Raw genomic sequence first — 17,898 nt, 5'->3', positions numbered from 1 at the left:
TTCTCTCCAAAGCAGAAAAAGTTAAAACCACTTTATGCAATACATACGGATAGACAGTAAAGGCTCTGAAGGAAGAAAAAAAGCCTATTCAGCATCATAGTATTTTCGATAGAGAAAAAAGCAAAAGAAATGCGCGAGGGCTTGCAAATAGTGTTTTTTAGGGTAATATACCCAGCGCCTGAAGGAGCAAAAGAAACACAATTTTTACCCTTCTTGTGTCGGAGCGTAGCGCAGCCTGGTAGCGCACCACAATGGGGTTGTGGGGGTCGGAGGTTCAAATCCTCTCGCTCCGACCAGACACTTTTTTACCTCAACTTTCTAACCCTACCTGAAAGCCCATTCCATCAGTTTACCCGATTACCTGACAAGCAAGCTCAAATCAGAAAATCCGGTTTTCTACCCTTTCATACCATCAAATATATCTTCAGGATCAATCTGAAAGATGCAAAGAACATCCCAATCGATCATGCTGCACTCTGAATAAAAGGATTTAATGCACCTGGGCTGGTCTTGCTTAATCTACCAAAGAGAGAAGCGGTAGAGTTTGAATAATGCCACTCGTCTAACAACGAGTGACATTTGTGCCAGGAAGGGATTTTATCGCAAATAACAGCTAATCACTTATCGGAAAGCGCTGCCTTCGGTGTTTCAGAATTTTCGTAAATCAACAGCGGCTCAGAGTCACCATTGATAACCGAGGCATCAATCACCACCTTGGAAATGCTCTTATCGGAAGGAATTTCATACATTGAGTCAAGCAGTACCGCCTCCAGTATCGAGCGCAAACCTCGAGCACCGGTTTTGCGCTCCATGGCTTTTTTGGCAACCGCACGCAGAGCATCCTGACGGAAATCCACTTCCACCTCTTCCATATCGAAGAGCTTGCTGTACTGCTTGGTCAGTGCATTCTTAGGCTCAACGAGGATGCGCACCAGCGCCTCTTCATCCAGCTCTTCAAGCGTTGCAATCACAGGCAGACGACCAACAAACTCAGGGATAAGGCCGAATTTCACCAGATCTTCCGGCTCAACTTCTTTAAAGGTTTCACCCAGATCTTTTTTATCATCCTTGCTGCTGACTTGTGCAGAGAAGCCAATACCAGACTTGTCAGTACGGCCACGAATCACTTTATCCAAACCGGCAAAAGCACCGCCACAGATAAAGAGAATATTGGAAGTATCAACCTGCAGAAACTCCTGCTGCGGATGCTTGCGCCCACCCTGAGGCGGAACCGATGCAACCGTACCCTCAATCAGCTTGAGCAGAGCCTGCTGAACACCCTCACCGGAAACGTCGCGGGTGATGGACGGGTTATCAGACTTGCGGGAGATCTTGTCAATTTCATCAATGTAGACGATGCCCATCTGAGCTTTTTCTACATCGTAATCGCACTTCTGCAGCAGTTTCTGAATGATATTTTCAACGTCTTCACCAACATAACCTGCTTCCGTCAGGGTCGTGGCGTCAGCAATGGTGAATGGTACGTTGAGCATACGCGCCAGCGTTTCAGCAAGCAGCGTCTTACCACTTCCGGTGGGACCAATCAGCAGAATATTGCTTTTACCCAGCTCGACTTCATCTTTCTTTTTGTCGCCCTTGGCATCGCCAAAGCGCAGACGCTTATAGTGGTTGTATACCGCTACAGATAAGACTTTCTTGGCCCGGGGCTGGCCAATTACATACTCGTCGAGAGTTTCCTTGATCTCGCGAGGGATTGGCAGCTTATCTGAAGACTCTTCGCCACTGCTGTCCTGAATTTCTTCACGGATGATGTCGTTGCATAGATCAACACATTCATCGCATATAAATACGGAAGGGCCGGCAATCAGCTTGCGCACTTCATGCTGACTCTTTCCGCAGAAAGAGCAGTACAACAACTTGCTGTCTTCACCCTTGCCGCTTGTTTCGTCGGTCATTCGATTACCCTGTTATACGGACAATGCCTGCCCTGCACTCTCCAGTGAAAATAGACAATGAAAATAGACCTGACAGTCAAACTAATCAAAGCCCATTTCATGATTCACGATTACATGCCTGATAAGATGCAGGCATCGAGGCATGTTTTCAAGTGCTTGATCCGCTTGATACCAGAATTCATGTCCTGACCATCCGGGACCATGCATGTTTCTGGAAAGCTATTCTGATAGAGTCCTCCATATCAAGAGAACCCATCCAATGAGTTAGTGTTCAACGACTTTGGATAAAAATCAACCTGCATGCGCTATAAATAATGAAAATAGCACACTGCACAGGGGCTATTTTCATTGATTGCGGAGCATATCGCCGGAGATCACAAAAGAGCCATCAGCTCAACCGCCCAGCTTATTTTTTGTCTTTATTGCCGCCTTCACCACGACGATTCATAACCTGGTCGATCAGGCCATACTCAACCGCCTCATCGCCATTCATAAAGTTATCACGGTCAGTATCACGCTCAATGACTTCAAGAGGCTGGCCGGTATGGTGAGCCAGAACATGGTTCAGCTTACTGCGAATACTCAGAATCTCACGGGCATGAATTTCGATATCTGACGCCTGGCCCTGGAATCCACCCAACGGCTGGTGAATCATTACCCTGGAGTGTGGCAGACAATAACGTTTTCCAGCAGCACCACCAGCCAGCAGCAAAGCACCCATGCTCGCAGCCTGACCAATGCACATGGTGGAAACATCCGGCTTGATAAACTGCATGGTGTCATAAATAGACATCCCTGCAGTTACCGATCCACCCGGTGAGTTGATGTACAGGTGAATATCCTTGTCCGGATTTTCCGATTCAAGGAACAGCAGCTGAGCAACCACCAGATTTGCCATGTGATCTTCAACCTGGCCCACCAGGAAGATCACTCGCTCTTTTAGGAGGCGGGAATAGATATCGTAAGAGCGCTCACCTCTGGCTGATTGTTCAACAACAATAGGTACCAGTCCTGAGTTGGTGATCGCAACGGCGTGCGGGTCTATCAGATTGGACATATCCTGTCTTAACTCCTTGCCAAGTCGAAGAAAAGCGACTGACCTGTCAGTCATATAAACTGAAAGATTAGTCGCTTGCATACCAGATTAAAACGACCAGAGCCGGTAAAACCTTAGCTGCTTGTCAGGGGAACCGGCCAATCAGCCAGCAACTCCCCTCGCTCTTCATAAAATGCTCTTCTACAAGCGGTATCAGGCAGACTCTTCCTGCTCTGCCTCTTCAGTTTCAGCGACACGCTCAGCAGGCTTGATAGCGTCCTGATAGCTGCATGTCAGTTCTGAAACCTGGGCTGCTTCCAGAATAGTATCTACTACCTGCTCTTCCAGAACAACATACTTGATCTGAGACAACTGCTCATCATTGCTGTAGTACCAGTCGATAACCTGCTGAGGCTCCTGGTAAGCGGAAGCCATCTCTTCAATCATGGCACGCACACGCTCATCATCAACCTTGACTTCACGCTGCTTAACCACTTCACCAATCAACAGACCCAGGGCAACACGCTTTTTGGCATCGGCTTCAAACAGCTCTGCTGGCAGCTGCTTTGAATCAAAACCACCTTTCATGCCGCCGAACTGCTGTACCGCCTGTTCGCGCATACGGTCGATTTCCTGAGAAGTCAGGGCAGAAGGCACTTCCACTTCATGAATCTTCAACAGGCCATCCATTACCTGATTCTTGACTTTGTTTTTAACCGCCTGACGTAGTTCACGCTCCATATTTCTGGACACTTCCGTACGGAAACCTTCCAGACCACCTTCACTTACGCCAAAGCGAGCAAAAAACTCGTCATTCAGTTCAGGCAGTGTGGGTGCAGCCACCTTGTGGACCTTGCAGGCAAACTCAACAGACTGACCTGCCAGATCTTTCGCCTGATAATCTTCAGGGAAAGTCAGGGACAGCACTTTCTCTTCACCGGCAGACACACCCACCAGGCCATCTTCAAAGCCCGGAATCATGCGGCCAGAGCCCAGCTCCAGAGTTGAGTTCTCTGCACTGCCACCTTCGAAAGCTTCCCCATCTTTGGTGCCAACATAGTCAAAGGTAATGCGGTCACCCAGTTCAGCAGCACGCTCAACGTCAGCAAACGTTGTGCTCTGCTTGCGCAGGGTTTCGATCATCTCGTCAACATCAGACTCCTGAACCTCGGCAATCGGACGCTCAACAGCAATACCACTGAAATCATTCAGAGCAATTTCAGGGTAGACTTCAAAGGTAGCAACAAAGGTAAATCCTTCGTCGTTATCAGACAGGGCTTCAACAGATGGCGCACCGGCAGGGTTCAGATCCTGCTCCTGGATAGCTTCAATGAAGGAAGACTGCATCATCTCACCGAGCACTTCCTGTCTGGCACCGGCACCGTAACGACGCTTGACCACTTTCATTGGAACCTTGCCGGGGCGGAAGCCATCAAGACGAACACGTCGGGACAGGTCCTGCAGACGCTTATTCACTTCACTATCAATATCAGCAACCGGGATAGTGATAGTCAGCTTGCGCTCAATACCGGAAGTCATTTCAAGGGAGACTTGCATTTTTGTTCCTCAACACCAAAACCTGTGTAAACAATGGGCCAAAAGGCGAATAGACTAGCAAATGCTTCCGGAAAATGCACAAACACGGTCTGTCACACTGGATCCGGGCAAGGTAAAGGAACACTTTTTATTAAAACATTCCCGTTCCCTACAGGATTTGCACCACTCTCACTTCTCAACGGTATAAACCAACGAATAAAGCAGACTTTGCCTGAAAAGCGTATTTAAAGACCCAAAACACAGCAGCCCTGGCTCAGCCTTTCCTATCTGCACTATTCATATACGTTTCCCCGAAGCTAAGGACTAGTGGGTCCATACACCCCCCATCAGGGCAGTTTCTTTGGATGAAACATACAAAAACGGGGATAAGCATACTTATCCCCGTTAATGACTGGTGCGGAAGGAGAGACTCGAACTCTCACACCTTGCGGCACTGGAACCTAAATCCAGCGTGTCTACCAATTTCACCACTTCCGCTCACAGCGTTTCCACGAAGCACGCAAAACACTGTATTTTTCAGGCCGCCCGAAATAACAGGACAAACCGTTAACTGGGGTGGGCGAAGGGGCTCGAACCCTCGACCGCCGGAATCACAATCCGGAGCTCTGCCAACTGAGCTACGCCCACCAACAACTGACCGAAAGACTATTCAAATTGAACCAAAGAATCAAGCATAAGGCAGGATAAATGGCCATCTGAAAAATGGCGCACCCGGCAGGATTCGAACCTGCGACCATCCGCTTAGAAGGCGGATGCTCTATCCAACTGAGCTACGGGCGCTTAATCATCTTTCTGACTGGTCGGGGTAGAGAGATTCGAACTCCCGACATCCTGCTCCCAAAGCAGGCGCGCTACCAGACTGCGCTATACCCCGAAGCTTTCCAGCTACTTTCAGGAAATCCCGAAAAGTTCCGCTGGTCAACGGCGACGAATACTACTCACAAGCATGGCGGTCGTCAATTGCCATAAGCATTTTTTGATCCACATAGCCGTTCAGATAATGCGGAAAACTTATTCGTCTTAATGACCATACCAATCTGTCTGAAAAAAAACCACCATGCTCACCCTTTATATCGAACAGATTTCATATAGGTTGAACCAGTAGCTTTATCAGCAGGCTGTTGTGTCAACAGAGCCAGAGCACTGTTAAACTAACGGTCATTTTCAATATTCGCCAATCAACCAATATTGTCAGCAACAGGCTTCAGCACATATGACAGCAAAAATTATTGATGGCAAAGCCATTGCCCTGCAACTGACCGACGCCATCGCCGAACAGGTTAAAAAAAGAACTTCACAGGGTCTCAGGGCTCCTGGGCTGGCGGTTATTCTGATTGGCGATGACCCGGCTTCCAGAGTTTATGTCGGCAAGAAAAGACAGGACTGTGAAAGGGTGGGTTTCAAATCCATATCCCACGACCTGCCAGCCTCCACCAGCGAACAGTATCTGCTGGAGTTAATTGACAACCTCAATGATGACCCGGCGATTGATGGCATTCTTGTACAATTACCCCTGCCTGAACACATCAACTGCGAACTGGTGATTGAACGCATCCGTCCGGATAAAGACGTCGATGGCTTTCACCCCTACAACATTGGCAGACTGGTTCAGCGTATCCCACTGCTGCGACCCTGCACACCAAAAGGTGTGATGACACTGCTGGAAAGCACAGGTCAGCCCATTCGTGGCAAGAATGCCGTTATTGTCGGTGCCTCCAATATTGTCGGTCGCCCAATGACCATGGAACTGTTACTGGCCGGCTGCACCACAACCACCACGCATCGCTTTACTGAGGACCTGGCCGCTGAAGTGGCCCGGGCAGACATCCTGGTGGTTGGCGCAGGCAAGCCCGGACTGGTTAAAGGTGCCTGGGTAAAGCCCGGTGCCGTGGTGATTGATATTGGCATCAACCGTATGGATGATGGCCGACTGGTGGGTGATGTGGAGTTTGATGTTGCCAGAGAAAGAGCCTCATGGATTACTCCGGTTCCCGGCGGTGTTGGCCCGATGACCGTGGCGACACTTCTGGAAAACACACTGTATGCTGCAGACCATCTGCACCACTGAGCCGAGAGAAAAGTGTTCAAGGTGTAAACCGGCAGTTTCACTGCCGGACCCATCTTATGAATTCAGACTGGCCAGGCACTCCAGAAAGATTTCATCTTCCCATTCAGAGCAATCAATAAGGTATATGTTACCCGACTCCTCCCACACATAATCCTGCCCATTGATTCGAACCTCCAGAATCGGATACTCACTGTAAATTAACAGCCTGCCTCCCTGCCTGATTCGGCTTTCAAGGCGAACACCACTGTCTTTCCAGCACACCACCTGATCAACAATGGCACAGGCTGGCAGAATCTTATCTTCCAGTCCAAGACAGACCAATGGCTCTTCAGGATAAAACAGCATCAGATCTGCCCCATTCTGCCCAAGCCGTATTTCCGGCAGCTCAGAATGGCTGAAACATTGCCGTCGGGTCGGCCAGTATACCAACCATTCCCCACTGTCATTTTCCAGGGGTGACGCAGTGACACGTTCAGCAACCGGTTGGTGATCTTCAGCAATATTGAATAAGGCAAGGACTCCCACAGCCCCAATCCGATTGGTCACTTTGAGTAACTTCCCGGAATAGAGGGGGTTTTCAAATAACTGTTCCCGAGCCACCTTTCCCTGCTGGTCACAACAAACCACCCGACCATCATTAAACACCAGCTTCATCAGTTGCTCTGCATCAGTCTGCCCAACCGGATCGCTGGTATAAATGGGCCCGCCACTCACCGCCCTGAGCAGCGCATGGGCATCAGAGTCTTCGTGAATGGTCCACCACATATCCCAGTCACCTATAAAAAAGGCATCATGAAACACCGCGTTATAGGCATTCTGCAGTGCATGCTCCTGGAGATTACCGCTTTTTTTTGGAAAAAAATCATCACTATTACGCGCAAGAGCTGATGACGGTCGGTTCCACAACTGATCGCTGGCCATCCCCATGCAGTTGATCAGTTGTCCGTTAAAATGCAGCCCCGCTGACGCTTCAAGGGCCTGATGCGCTACCCGGGATACTTTTCCGGGAAAATCCCGGTATCTATAGTGGTTGGCAAGATTGCTCTGAACATCGACTTTGATGAAATCAACGCCCTGCCGGGCCAGATAGTCGTGCCAGCCGTGCCAGAAGCGAAATGCATCCCCTTCTGAGGTTGGGGGCAGCCTTCTTGATGAATCCAGCTCATCCAAAGGAACAGGAAAGCTGGCTTCTGCATCGATCCCTTCCCACTGCCCGGTCAGAGCATGCCACACCCCCATCCAGGGAATACCGTAGTCATCCTGAAGCGTCTGCTTTAAACCGGCAAGTCCGGCCGGAAACTTCTGCCGATCTTCCTTCCAGGACAACAGCCGACGATCTTTTTCTTCCGACCAGCCATCATCCACCAGCATCCATTTTACCGGAACCCTTTTGGAGTAAAACTCCTGCGCTTTAGCAGCAACAGCCTCCTCAGTCACATCCAGATAACAGGCATCCCAACTGCACCAGCCGAGATAGTTAAACACCTCAGGCAAGGTACGCTGCTCTCTTGGTCTGGAATAGTACGATAGATGGTGACGCCCCAACTGCACATTATTATTGATCAATGAAAATGGATCTGCACTGACACCATAAATGGCAATCAGGCCCGAAAAATCTCTAACACCCGACTTTGAAGGACCCGCCACCAACTCAATGCCAGCGACGTCCCCACCCTGAAATTCACAGCGAACCTGCTCATCACATACGGCCAGCAGGTGGTGATACTCTTCCCCCAGACCGTACAGCAAAGACTGTGTTTTCTCTGGCAGATTGTTAAGGGCGCAATCAAAATGTGGCCGTGTCCACCAACTGTTATAAAGATAATGGGCACACAAACCGGAAATGTCGCCCAGAGAGGCGATATTGATTCTGACGGCGCAACGGGGATGCCAACTGCGCCCTGGCCAGCTGACTCCCTTGCTAATCTCAGCATTCAGAGATAACAACAGCTGTCTTTCTTTGGTCTCCAGAGACAACCTGACAGACAACCAGTCATCGTGAAAAAATATCCCCGATTGCCCTGACCATGTCAGGGGGTATTCCTCCTCATTATCCAAACGGACATAAACAGTGATCCCCTGACATACTACTGCCTGGTCATAATACAAATTTACCAGCTGGTCTTTTTCACGAAGAGAGTACATAACTGCCTCAACTGCATCTTGGAAAGAACAATTTCATCCTTTGCCTACAGTATTTCTCAAAATCGGATATACGGCAGTGAAAATCTAATAAATTGCTTATCCGTGATATAAAACCACAGCCCGATAAGCTGATTAGCACGCAAATTTTACAATATGAAAACCGCTGAAAATGTTACCCACGCAAGGAAAACCAACCGAAAAGTAACACCTTTCACCAATAGCACACACCAAAAATCACAAACTGAGCTTTAGAGTGAAGAGAGTCTAAGTCATTCAACCCTGAACAACTGAAGCAAAAAACAGCGAAAGTACAATACATCAGGCATGTAGAACAAAGCAGAAAACCACGCCGTCAAAAAAATGGCATGCAGCATGCATACCATTTAGCGTTCCATGTCAGCATCCGGTTTAATGGAATAAGCCCAACTGCCGACATCTTTTGTCTTCGTTACTTTATGTCAGAATCATGCAGGACTCTTCAATGAACAAACCATCACTCAGTAGCATGGAAGCCTATCTCAGACAGATGGGTATGGTGCCCATTCCCGAAACCCCTGGCGACCTTGAAAAAGAGTACTACCGACAGATTTACCGGGTACTGCCCAGAGAGCAGGCTCTATCACTCCCGGTCAGGAAAGCCCGCTCAAAAACCTCTATCAAAAAAGATAAAGAAAAAAGACACTCCTGATAGACAATAAACCAGATCTACTCAGCGTGAGGGACTTCCAACCGTTCACGCTGCCGCTTATGTCTAAACAGGCCATCCAGCGTAAAAATGGCCAGTGCGAGCCATATCAAAGCGAAAGTAGCCATCTGCACCACACCCAGCGGCTCATTATAAATCGTCACTCCAACCAGAAATGAAATGGATGGTGCCAGATACTGCATGATTCCCAATACAGTCAACGACAACTTTTGAGCCGCCATATTGAACAGCACCAGAGGTATGGTTGTCACAAATCCGGACAGGGCAAGGAGAAGGCTGGTATCTGGATCGGAAAAGCGAAAAGCATGCAAATCATTATTTATCAGCCACAGGAAATAGAAAGCGGCGGGAGGCATCAACAGCAATGTCTCAATAGCCAGTCCAGAGGTTGCATCGACATTAATCCTTTTCCGGATCAAGCCATAAAACCCGAAACACACAGCCAGTACAAAAGCGACCCAGGGCAGTTTACCCAACAAAAACATCTGCATTGATACCGCCGCTGCTGCTATAAACACCGCCAGCATCTGGTATCGGGTCAGGCGCTCCCCCAGAAAGCAATAGCCGAAAAAAACACTGATCAATGGGTTAATGTAATAACCGAGGCTGGTTTCCAGAATCCTGTCATTGGTCACTCCCCAGATAAAACAGAGCCAGTTTCCAGCAATAAACAGCGACGACAAAACCAACCAGCCCAGTATCCGGGGTGATTTTATTATCTCAAGAATCCCTTTCAGTTTATGGCGAAAAGATAAAAAACAAACCAGCAATAGTGATGACCAGAAAACCCGATGAGCAAGCACTTCCAAAGGAGACACCTGTTCAACAATCTTGAAATAGATGGGGATCAGCCCCCACAAAGCAAATGCCCCAACGGCGAACGTCAGGCCAGACTGTACTCCTGCGTTTCTCACAAATCCCCCACATCAGACCCATAGCATCCACGGGATGCCAGAGAAAATAACAGCCCATTCAGATTTTGCATTGTAGAAGCAACGAAACCCGAGATAAAACATTACCTGAAGAAGCCTGAACTTATCCAGGCTTCCTGGCCAGACAGATCAGTCAAAAACTATACGATTTTTATTTTTATCCAGCATTCTGCTGCCAACATATTTAACCTTATCCAAATCATCAAAGCTCTGATAAGGGCCATGCTGATCACGATACTTGACAATTTCCATTGCGATACGGGGGCCAACCCCGAGAAGTCCTTTATCCAGCTGCTCCATGTTTGCCTGATTCACATTAACTTTCTGATCACCAGACCGGACTTTCTGGTCAGCCCCAAAGACAGAGATACTGAAAAAAGATGCACCTAAAAATACGAGGGTTTTGATATCCATATCAATGACTCCTTAAAATTGATAGATAATCCGCTATTGATAGAATGTCTATAAAACAGCTTTGTTGAATAAACCATCCTTAAGAACATTCAAGGCAATGCCTGAGGTAACTGCAAGACAAAAAATCCCGGGCAGATAAGCGGATCAAATTATCACGCAGCCGGAGTAACCCCCAAAACCTGCTCTTTAAAAGGCTTACTGGGTGGTGTCTCACCAATCCACACTCGCAGAAACAGATTGAACAACTCTTTATTGGCAGGAACGATACCTTTCTCATCACCGGCAATCTCAATCCGCAATCCTCTACCCGGAAGATACTCAAACACAGCCTGTTCACCTTTTTTCATTGAACCATCAACCAGCGCAAAGATTTTCTCAAGGTCCTCTTTCACCGCTTCCTGCTCATCGGGCGGGCTGTTCAATTGGATGGATTCATAAAAGGCATTGGCTATCCGTCGGGCGCTCATTTTTGACACCAGCATAACAAATGCCATTCGTTGATGCGTGTCAGAGGCATAAATCTCTTCAGGGCTACTGGTCGGCTCTTCCAGATAAAGAGCACCGATATACCCTTTAACCATCAGATACCATGACCTCACTGCCGCACCCTGCAATGTAAGCTCTGGTTTATCGCCCTCGGCTGCAATAGTGTCAGGCAGGTCGTACTTATTAATGACAAGCGCATTAACAGGCAATGACAGCAACATAAGCAAGGCAGTTAAAAGAGGAATACGACAAAGAAAGTCATAGTTTTGCATACTACACACCTTATTATTATTGTCAGGAAATACTATCCCACTTAATTGGCAGCTTCCAGCATACTGAGCTGTAACCACTTCAAAATTCCATAGCCTGGCCGCCATCGCAGCGGGTCAGGCAATCATACTATGCACACGGTTTAAGCTGCCATGATCTTTACCTGTTTTCTCACTCCAGAAGCTGCTTGCCGTCATTAAATTGTCACCATTTCATCAGCCATAACTTTCATGAACAGTGGATAAAACCCTACCCATTACCACTGGTCAGCAGCCCAATATTCCCGTTACCAATCCTGACTATCTAAACCATACTTAAGTGCACTGACTATTGAAATTACTGGATAAGCCTCAAAATAGATTATCCAGAACACAAGGTTGAAACACTGAGTAATGGGTTAGCCCAAGCTTCCATAAAGCCCGCTACACCATGCCTTTGCAACAGAATATCAACCAGACTTTCCTGTTAAACCAGCTTTTGCAGACAGACTATGACAGATCAGGATCCAAACAACCCCGAAGTGCTTGACGGGAACGAAGACAGCCAAAAAAGCAGTACCGGACTTGTACTTCCACACCAGTCGCTACCAGACAAACTCTATCTGATCCCCGTTTCGAACCGCCCTTTCTTTCCTGCACAGGTACAACCGTTAGTATTCAGCAATGAGGAGTGGGGAGAAACACTACAGCGTGTTGGCCAGAGCACTCATAAAGCGGTTGGTCTCAGCTTTGTTGGCCGGATGCCCGGCATAGACGTTGTGCCGGAAGATTTTCCCCAGGTAGGTTGCGTTGTCAAAATCCATAATATTGTTTCAGACAATGACCAGGTTCAGTTTATTGCCCTGGGAATGCAACGTTTCAGAATACGACAGTGGTTACGTCGTCGGCCTCCTTACCTGGTTCAGGTCGACTATATCGACACCCCTGAAGACGACAGTGATGAAGTAAAAGCCTATGCGCTGGCACTGATCCAGGCGATCAAAGAGCTTATCCCACTGAATCCTCTGTACAGCGAGGAGCTGAAAAATTACCTGAACCGCTTCAGTCCCAAAGACCCCTCCCCCCTTGCAGATTTTGCAGCAGCTATTACCACCGCTCCCGGACAGGAGCTTCAGGAGGTGCTGGAAACCATCCCTGTTCAACGCAGGATGGAAAAGGTACTGGTGCTGATTCGCAAAGAGCAGGAGGTCGCCCGTCTCCAGAGTGAAATCAATGCGGAAGTTAACCGGAAAATCAGTAATCATCAGCGCGAGTTCTTCCTGAAGGAACAGCTTAAAGTCATTCAAAAAGAGCTGGGCATATCGAAAGATGACCGAACTGCCGAGATTGAACAGTTCGAGCAGAGACTGGCAAAGCTGACCGTCCCTGAAAGTGCCAGGAGTAAAATCGATGATGAGCTGAAAAAGCTTTCTATTCTGGAAACTGGCTCCCCGGAATATGCCGTTTGCAGAAATTACCTCGATTGGGCGACATCTGTCCCCTTTGGCCTGTACTCTGAAGATAATCTCGACCTTCATCACGCAAGAAACGTGCTCAGTTCCGACCATGACGGCCTTGAGGATGTTAAAGAGCGCATTGTTGAGTTTCTGGCAGTGGGAGCATACCGGAAAGAAGTATCCGGCTCCATTATGTTGCTGGTAGGCCCCCCGGGTGTGGGCAAAACCTCTATTGGCAAGTCTGTCGCCAAAGCTCTGGACCGCAAATTTTACCGTTTCAGCCTCGGCGGCATGAGAGATGAAGCTGAGATTAAAGGGCATCGTCGTACTTATATTGGAGCGATGCCCGGAAAGCTGATTCAGGCACTGAAAGAAGTAGAAGTCTCCAATCCGGTCATCATGCTTGATGAGATTGATAAAATTGGTGCGTCCTTCCGCGGTGATCCCGCATCTGCACTGCTGGAGGTATTGGATCCTGAGCAGAATAGCGAGTTTCTTGACCACTACCTGGACATGAGAATTGATCTGTCAAAAGTCCTGTTCATTTGCACAGCCAATCAGTTAGATACTATCCCGGGTCCACTGCTTGATCGAATGGATGTAATCAGGCTGTCCGGCTATATCACCGAAGAGAAGGTGGCGATTGCCAAGAATCACTTATGGCCCAAACAACTGAACAAAGCTGGACTGAAAAAGAGCCAGCTTAAAATCTCAGATACAACCTTCCGTAAAATCATTGATGGTTATGCCCGGGAAGCAGGGGTTCGTCACTTTGAGAAATTGTTGCAAAAAATCATTCGCAAAGTCGTGGTCAAATTCCTGGAAAATGATGAAAACAAGCTGACGGTTTCGGCTAAAAACCTGGAAGACTTTCTCGGAGCCCCCTACTTCCGCAAAGAAAAAACCATGGAAGGTCTTGGCATAGTCACCGGTCTTGCCTGGACCGCAATGGGGGGTGCCACACTCCCTGTTGAAGCCTGCCTGATACATCAGCAAAGAGCCGGTTTTAAACTGACTGGCAAGCTGGGTGAGGTGATGAAAGAGTCGGCTGAAATCTCCTACAGCTATACCACCAGTCACGCCAAAAAGCTGGGTATTCAGGAAGACTTTCTGAAAACTGCATTTATTCACCTCCATGTTCCGGAAGGTGCCACCCCGAAAGATGGTCCCAGTGCTGGTGTCACCATGACAACCGCTTTAATCTCTCTGACCAAAGGCATTAAACCCCTGAAAAATCTGGCGATGACCGGAGAGCTGACCCTGACAGGCAAAGTATTGGCTGTGGGCGGTATCAGAGAAAAGGTGATTGCTGCCCGACGGCAGGGAATTATGAATCTGGTTCTTCCGGAAGATAACCGCAGAGACTTTGATGAGCTACCGGATTACATCCGTGAAGGCATCTCTGTACATTTTGCCAGCCAGTACGATGACGTCTATAAAGTTGCATTTCCAGCGACCAGCAAAAGCAAAGGAAAAAAGTAAGTAGGACAAACCGTACACTGCTGTGAATAAAAAACGCCACCCGGTCAGGTGGCGCTTTCTTAATCACTCTTACAATAGCAGCGGGATCTAATCCCGTTTGGACACGCTAGTGAGCATTTATATTCTGGGCCGTGCAGCAAAATTTTTCAAATGATATATAAGACGTAATAAGCATATTAAGGTTTTTTTAAATAGCAGAAAAATAATGAAGAAACAGATACCGGAACGACACAGGGTTGTATCTCAGGAATTTGCAACCCTGCGACAGCATGAAAAAGTTCAGAAAACTATATCACGACACATATCATAACCTGTTTGATTCCAGATAACTTTTCACCGTAGTGACAATCGCCTGAGTCTGGCTGTCTATTTCCAGGTTAACTCTATCGCCAACTTCCGCAGTACCAAATGACGTCATTCTTAAGGTTTCTGGAATAAGATGGATACAAAAGCGCCCTCCCTCAACCTTCTCACCAATAGTCAGACTACAGCCATTTAGAGACACATAGCCTTTAGGCAGAATATAGTCTTGCCATTCAGAAGCAAATTGAAAGAATACTGTCACATTGTTTTCTTCCTGCTTAATATCACAAATCTCAACAGTATCGTGAATATGACCAGAGAGCAGATGCCCGCCAATTTCATCACCAAAGCGTGCAGCTCTTTCAATATTGACTTTATCACCTTCTCCCAGCGCCCCAAGGTTGGTAACCCTCAGGGTCTCTTTCATCACATCGAAAGTGGCACTTTCCCGGTCAAAAGCAGTAACCGTCAAACAGCATCCATTCACTGCAATACTGGCCCCGGTTTCCAGGCCTTCCAGCAATGTGGACGGCAACAGCACAGTAATACGGTTCAGTTCGTTGAACGTTTCAATTCGACCAACCGGAAAAAATCCCTTCACAATTCCTGTAAACATACACTACCTATCGTCGCCAAACACGTTGGCCTACATCAGAATGTTTTGAGACAGTGAACCAGTCTCTCAAGAGCAACCAGACTGTCTGGCGTATAATTTCGGTGGTTGCGGTTCGCCAGCACCTCGTCCGGTGATTCCAGCACCACACTGGCAACCTCTTCTTCCTGCAGGGTCAAAGGACCATCATAATAACAGCTGTAGACCCTGCCCCAGACCTGACAATCATCATTATGGAAAAAAAAGTGAAAATGCGAAGTGATGGGCACATTCTCGATACCAAGCTCCTCAGCCAACTCACGTTCAGCCGCCTGATCGTAGCTTTCACCTTCGGTAACCACACCCCCTGTAGCGGGATCAAAGTATCCCGGATAAATATCCTTATTCAGGGTCCTCTCCTGAACATACAGCTGCCCTGTTGAATTAAAGACAAAAATATAGGTTGCCCTGTGGCAGAGTGCTTCTTCTCGCATCTTCCCCCTGGGAACTGACCCGAGCACAAAATTATGGTCATCAACCACCACCACACTTTCCACAGACGCTTCCACCTCTTGCTGGCCAGGCATCGAGATCTCCTGTTATCTGTCATTCATTTATTATTGTGGCAACATCTTATATCAAGCTATTGGTAATCGAAAACAGAAAAATACCAGTCAATATTCAACAAAAAGGCAAAGGAGCTTGTGGCATCTGAGCCAATTTGTCAGAGCGGCATCATTTCGTCAAGACTGATCATAAGCGACCAAAACCGTTATAATTTCTTATGGCAATAGGAATTTTAATTTCACCAATACAGTAAAAACTGTAATTTTCACTCGATTTCAACCCACAGGATCCGATAGTTAGTTAAATATATTTTTGTCCTGACCAGCATCCATTACTGCCATAACCATCGAAACAATGCTGTCAGACACCGAACACCATCCTTTAAGGGGGCATAATGAGTAAACCTAATGTAGTCTCCGCCATTGTTAACCCGGTTGGCTCCATGCGAGTACTGTCCAGCCGGGAAGTCAATATTCTTCAGGATAATACCAAAGCTGGCTTGCATCGCCTGTTCCGTCAGTGCGCCCTGGCTGTGTTAAGTGATGAGATGGAAGGTGACAGCGCAGAAGAGCTGTTACAAACCTATTCCGAATTTGATATCCGCATTGTCCAGGAACACCGTGGACTGAAACTTGAACTGATCAATGCACCCGCGTCTGCTTTTGTTGATAAAAAACTGATCCGGGGCGTAAGGGAAAACCTGTTTTCCGTGCTCAGGGATATTCTCTATGTTTCGTCCCTGATCACCAGCGACAAGCGTTTCGATCACGGAAGTTCATCCGACATCACTCACCTGGTGTTTGAGGTGCTCAGAAATGCCAACGCCTTTATCACCAAACAGACGCCCAATATCGTGGTCTGCTGGGGTGGACACTCCATTGGCCGTGATGAATATGAATACACGAAACTGGTCGGTTATCAGCTGGGCCTCAGAAGAATGAATATCTGCACCGGCTGCGGCCCCGGTGCGATGAAGGGGCCGATGAAAGGTGCTTACATTGGCCATGCCAAGCAACGGATCAGTCATGGTCGTTTTATTGGCCTGACCGAGCCTGGCATTATCGCTGCCGAGTCTCCTAACCCGATTGTCAATGAGCTGGTTATCCTGCCGGATATCGAAAAACGCCTGGAAGCCTTTGTTCGCCTGGGGCATGGCATCATTGTGTTTCCGGGTGGACCGGGAACCTGTGAAGAGATTCTTTACCTGATCGGTATTCTCCTGCACCCGGACAATAAAGATATTCCCCTGACCATGATCCTGACAGGACCCGCCGGGTCGGAAGCTTACTTTGAACAGATTGACAACTTCATTGGCAATACACTGGGCAAAGAGGCGCAGGAAAAGTACCAGATCATCGTCAATGATCCAGCCAGGGTTGCCACGATCATGGCCCGTGGCTTGGAAAAAGTAACCCGCTTCCGTCGTCGACATGGGGATGCGTACTACTTTAACTGGCTGTTAAAGATTGACCAGGAGTTCCAGCAGCCTTTCGAGCCGACCCATGAAAATATGGCCAACCAGGAACTGCACAGCAATCTCCCGGCCCACCAGCTGGCAGCCAACCTCCGCCGTGTTATGTCGGGCATTGTTGCCGGGAATATCAAGGAAGACGGTGTTAACCTGATTCGTGAGCATGGCCCTTATAAGCTCAGTGGTGAACCGGGCCTGATGAAACAGATGGACACCCTTCTGCAATCGTTTGTTGATCAGCACCGGATGAAACTGCCCGGAAGCCATTACCAACCCTGCTACGAAATCATTGAATCCTGACTTTTTATCAATCCCACCTGAAGAGGCCGCTTCGGCTTCTTCAGATGCTGCCTACGTAAATCACAAATACCGAAACTGCCATTCACAGAAAAAATAGTGGCTATTACGGTCTTTACTTAACTTGACAGGCACCTTTCGCTATACTGCCCGCGCCACCAGTGCTACTGGTAAAGATTTCCTTGGAACGTCTGACGGACCCATAAGATCATAAAGGTTTG

Annotated in this window: 13 protein-coding genes and 5 tRNA genes; 5 read left to right on the top strand and 13 right to left on the bottom strand. The window is 47.9% G+C overall.

The window, feature by feature from the left end; translation table 11 throughout:
• Positions 1–219: 219 nt before the first annotated feature.
• Positions 220–296 (top strand) — tRNA-Pro (locus J7438_RS19260).
• A 321-nt stretch (positions 297–617) separates the two neighbouring features.
• On the opposite strand, the gene clpX is transcribed toward J7438_RS19260, so the two are convergent.
• From clpX to J7438_RS19225, 7 genes are all read right to left on the bottom strand, one after another.
• Positions 618–1,916 (bottom strand): ATP-dependent Clp protease ATP-binding subunit ClpX, encoded by a 1,299-nt coding sequence (clpX, locus tag J7438_RS19255; protein WP_101747730.1) that lies wholly within the window; start codon positions 1,914–1,916, stop codon positions 618–620.
• Between the two features lie 406 nt (positions 1,917–2,322).
• Positions 2,323–2,973 carry an ATP-dependent Clp endopeptidase proteolytic subunit ClpP gene (gene clpP, locus J7438_RS19250; RefSeq protein WP_209203761.1) on the bottom strand — a complete coding sequence of 217 codons (651 nt, stop codon included), beginning with the start codon at positions 2,971–2,973 and terminating at the stop codon, positions 2,323–2,325.
• 192 nt (positions 2,974–3,165) lie between these two features.
• Positions 3,166–4,509 carry a trigger factor gene (gene tig / locus J7438_RS19245; RefSeq protein ID WP_209277837.1) on the bottom strand — a complete coding sequence of 448 codons (1,344 nt, stop codon included), beginning with the start codon at positions 4,507–4,509 and terminating at the stop codon, positions 3,166–3,168.
• A gap of 392 nt (positions 4,510–4,901) precedes the next feature.
• Positions 4,902–4,986, bottom strand: a tRNA-Leu gene (locus J7438_RS19240).
• Positions 4,987–5,060: 74 nt separating this feature from the next.
• Positions 5,061–5,136 (bottom strand) — tRNA-His (locus J7438_RS19235).
• 76 nt (positions 5,137–5,212) lie between these two features.
• Positions 5,213–5,289: transfer RNA gene (locus J7438_RS19230), tRNA-Arg, on the bottom strand.
• Between the two features lie 17 nt (positions 5,290–5,306).
• Positions 5,307–5,383, bottom strand: a tRNA-Pro gene (locus J7438_RS19225).
• 339 nt (positions 5,384–5,722) lie between these two features.
• On the opposite strand from J7438_RS19225, the gene folD reads away from it, so the two are divergent.
• Positions 5,723–6,577: a bifunctional methylenetetrahydrofolate dehydrogenase/methenyltetrahydrofolate cyclohydrolase FolD gene (gene folD, locus J7438_RS19220; RefSeq protein WP_209277836.1), complete on the top strand. Its 855-nt coding sequence runs from the start codon at positions 5,723–5,725 to the stop codon at positions 6,575–6,577.
• Positions 6,578–6,631: 54 nt separating this feature from the next.
• Here folD and J7438_RS19215 read toward each other — a convergent pair whose 3' ends face one another.
• A complete protein-coding gene (locus tag J7438_RS19215; protein ID WP_209277835.1) occupies positions 6,632–8,722 on the bottom strand; it encodes a Sip1-related alpha-galactosidase in 2,091 nt (696 codons plus the stop codon).
• Between the two features lie 481 nt (positions 8,723–9,203).
• Here J7438_RS19215 and J7438_RS19210 point away from each other — a divergent pair, with 481 nt between their 5' ends.
• Positions 9,204–9,410, top strand: coding sequence for a hypothetical protein (locus J7438_RS19210; RefSeq protein ID WP_209277834.1), 207 nt, complete (start codon positions 9,204–9,206; stop codon positions 9,408–9,410).
• Between the two features lie 17 nt (positions 9,411–9,427).
• Here J7438_RS19210 and rarD read toward each other — a convergent pair whose 3' ends face one another.
• The 3 genes from rarD to J7438_RS19195 all read right to left on the bottom strand — a co-directional run bounded on the left by rarD (position 9,428) and on the right by J7438_RS19195 (position 11,532).
• Complete coding sequence (rarD, locus tag J7438_RS19205) at positions 9,428–10,342, bottom strand: EamA family transporter RarD (RefSeq protein WP_209277833.1); 915 nt, start codon at positions 10,340–10,342, stop codon at positions 9,428–9,430.
• A gap of 147 nt (positions 10,343–10,489) precedes the next feature.
• A complete protein-coding gene (locus J7438_RS19200) occupies positions 10,490–10,774 on the bottom strand; it encodes a ComEA family DNA-binding protein (RefSeq protein WP_209277832.1) in 285 nt (94 codons plus the stop codon).
• 152 nt (positions 10,775–10,926) lie between these two features.
• Positions 10,927–11,532: a chalcone isomerase family protein gene (locus J7438_RS19195; RefSeq protein ID WP_209277831.1), complete on the bottom strand. Its 606-nt coding sequence runs from the start codon at positions 11,530–11,532 to the stop codon at positions 10,927–10,929.
• 488 nt (positions 11,533–12,020) lie between these two features.
• Between J7438_RS19195 and lon the strand changes: the two genes are divergently transcribed.
• Positions 12,021–14,447 (top strand): endopeptidase La, encoded by a 2,427-nt coding sequence (lon, locus tag J7438_RS19190; protein WP_209277830.1) that lies wholly within the window; start codon positions 12,021–12,023, stop codon positions 14,445–14,447.
• 304 nt (positions 14,448–14,751) lie between these two features.
• Here the strand turns inward: lon and J7438_RS19185 are convergent, their stop codons facing one another.
• Both J7438_RS19185 and yfcD read right to left on the bottom strand, forming a co-directional pair.
• Entirely contained in the window at positions 14,752–15,366 is a 615-nt protein-coding gene (locus J7438_RS19185) for a riboflavin synthase subunit alpha (RefSeq protein WP_209277829.1), read from the bottom strand.
• 35 nt (positions 15,367–15,401) lie between these two features.
• Positions 15,402–15,929 (bottom strand): NUDIX hydrolase YfcD, encoded by a 528-nt coding sequence (gene yfcD / locus J7438_RS19180; protein ID WP_209277828.1) that lies wholly within the window; start codon positions 15,927–15,929, stop codon positions 15,402–15,404.
• Positions 15,930–16,303: 374 nt separating this feature from the next.
• On the opposite strand from yfcD, the gene ppnN reads away from it, so the two are divergent.
• Positions 16,304–17,680, top strand: a complete 1,377-nt coding sequence (gene ppnN / locus J7438_RS19175) for a nucleotide 5'-monophosphate nucleosidase PpnN (protein ID WP_209277827.1) — start codon at positions 16,304–16,306, stop codon at positions 17,678–17,680.
• Positions 17,681–17,898 lie beyond the last annotated feature (218 nt).

The organism is Thalassotalea sp. G20_0, from assembly GCF_017744175.1.
GTDB lineage: Bacteria > Pseudomonadota > Gammaproteobacteria > Pseudomonadales > Endozoicomonadaceae > Endozoicomonas.
Note: the sequence above shows the minus strand (reverse complement) of the source record. Positions and strands in the feature narration are given on the sequence as shown.

Coding starts and splice junctions, on each gene's coding strand:
- clpX (WP_101747730.1), bottom strand. CDS start 1,916: ATGACCGACGAAACAAGCGGCAAGGGTGAAGACAGCAAGTTGTTGTAC.
- clpP (WP_209203761.1), bottom strand. CDS start 2,973: ATGTCCAATCTGATAGACCCGCACGCCGTTGCGATCACCAACTCAGGA.
- tig (WP_209277837.1), bottom strand. CDS start 4,509: ATGCAAGTCTCCCTTGAAATGACTTCCGGTATTGAGCGCAAGCTGACT.
- folD (WP_209277836.1), top strand. CDS start 5,723: ATGACAGCAAAAATTATTGATGGCAAAGCCATTGCCCTGCAACTGACC.
- J7438_RS19215 (WP_209277835.1), bottom strand. CDS start 8,722: ATGTACTCTCTTCGTGAAAAAGACCAGCTGGTAAATTTGTATTATGAC.
- J7438_RS19210 (WP_209277834.1), top strand. CDS start 9,204: ATGAACAAACCATCACTCAGTAGCATGGAAGCCTATCTCAGACAGATG.
- J7438_RS19200 (WP_209277832.1), bottom strand. CDS start 10,774: ATGGATATCAAAACCCTCGTATTTTTAGGTGCATCTTTTTTCAGTATC.
- J7438_RS19195 (WP_209277831.1), bottom strand. CDS start 11,532: ATGCAAAACTATGACTTTCTTTGTCGTATTCCTCTTTTAACTGCCTTG.
- lon (WP_209277830.1), top strand. CDS start 12,021: ATGACAGATCAGGATCCAAACAACCCCGAAGTGCTTGACGGGAACGAA.
- J7438_RS19185 (WP_209277829.1), bottom strand. CDS start 15,366: ATGTTTACAGGAATTGTGAAGGGATTTTTTCCGGTTGGTCGAATTGAA.
- yfcD (WP_209277828.1), bottom strand. CDS start 15,929: ATGCCTGGCCAGCAAGAGGTGGAAGCGTCTGTGGAAAGTGTGGTGGTG.
- ppnN (WP_209277827.1), top strand. CDS start 16,304: ATGAGTAAACCTAATGTAGTCTCCGCCATTGTTAACCCGGTTGGCTCC.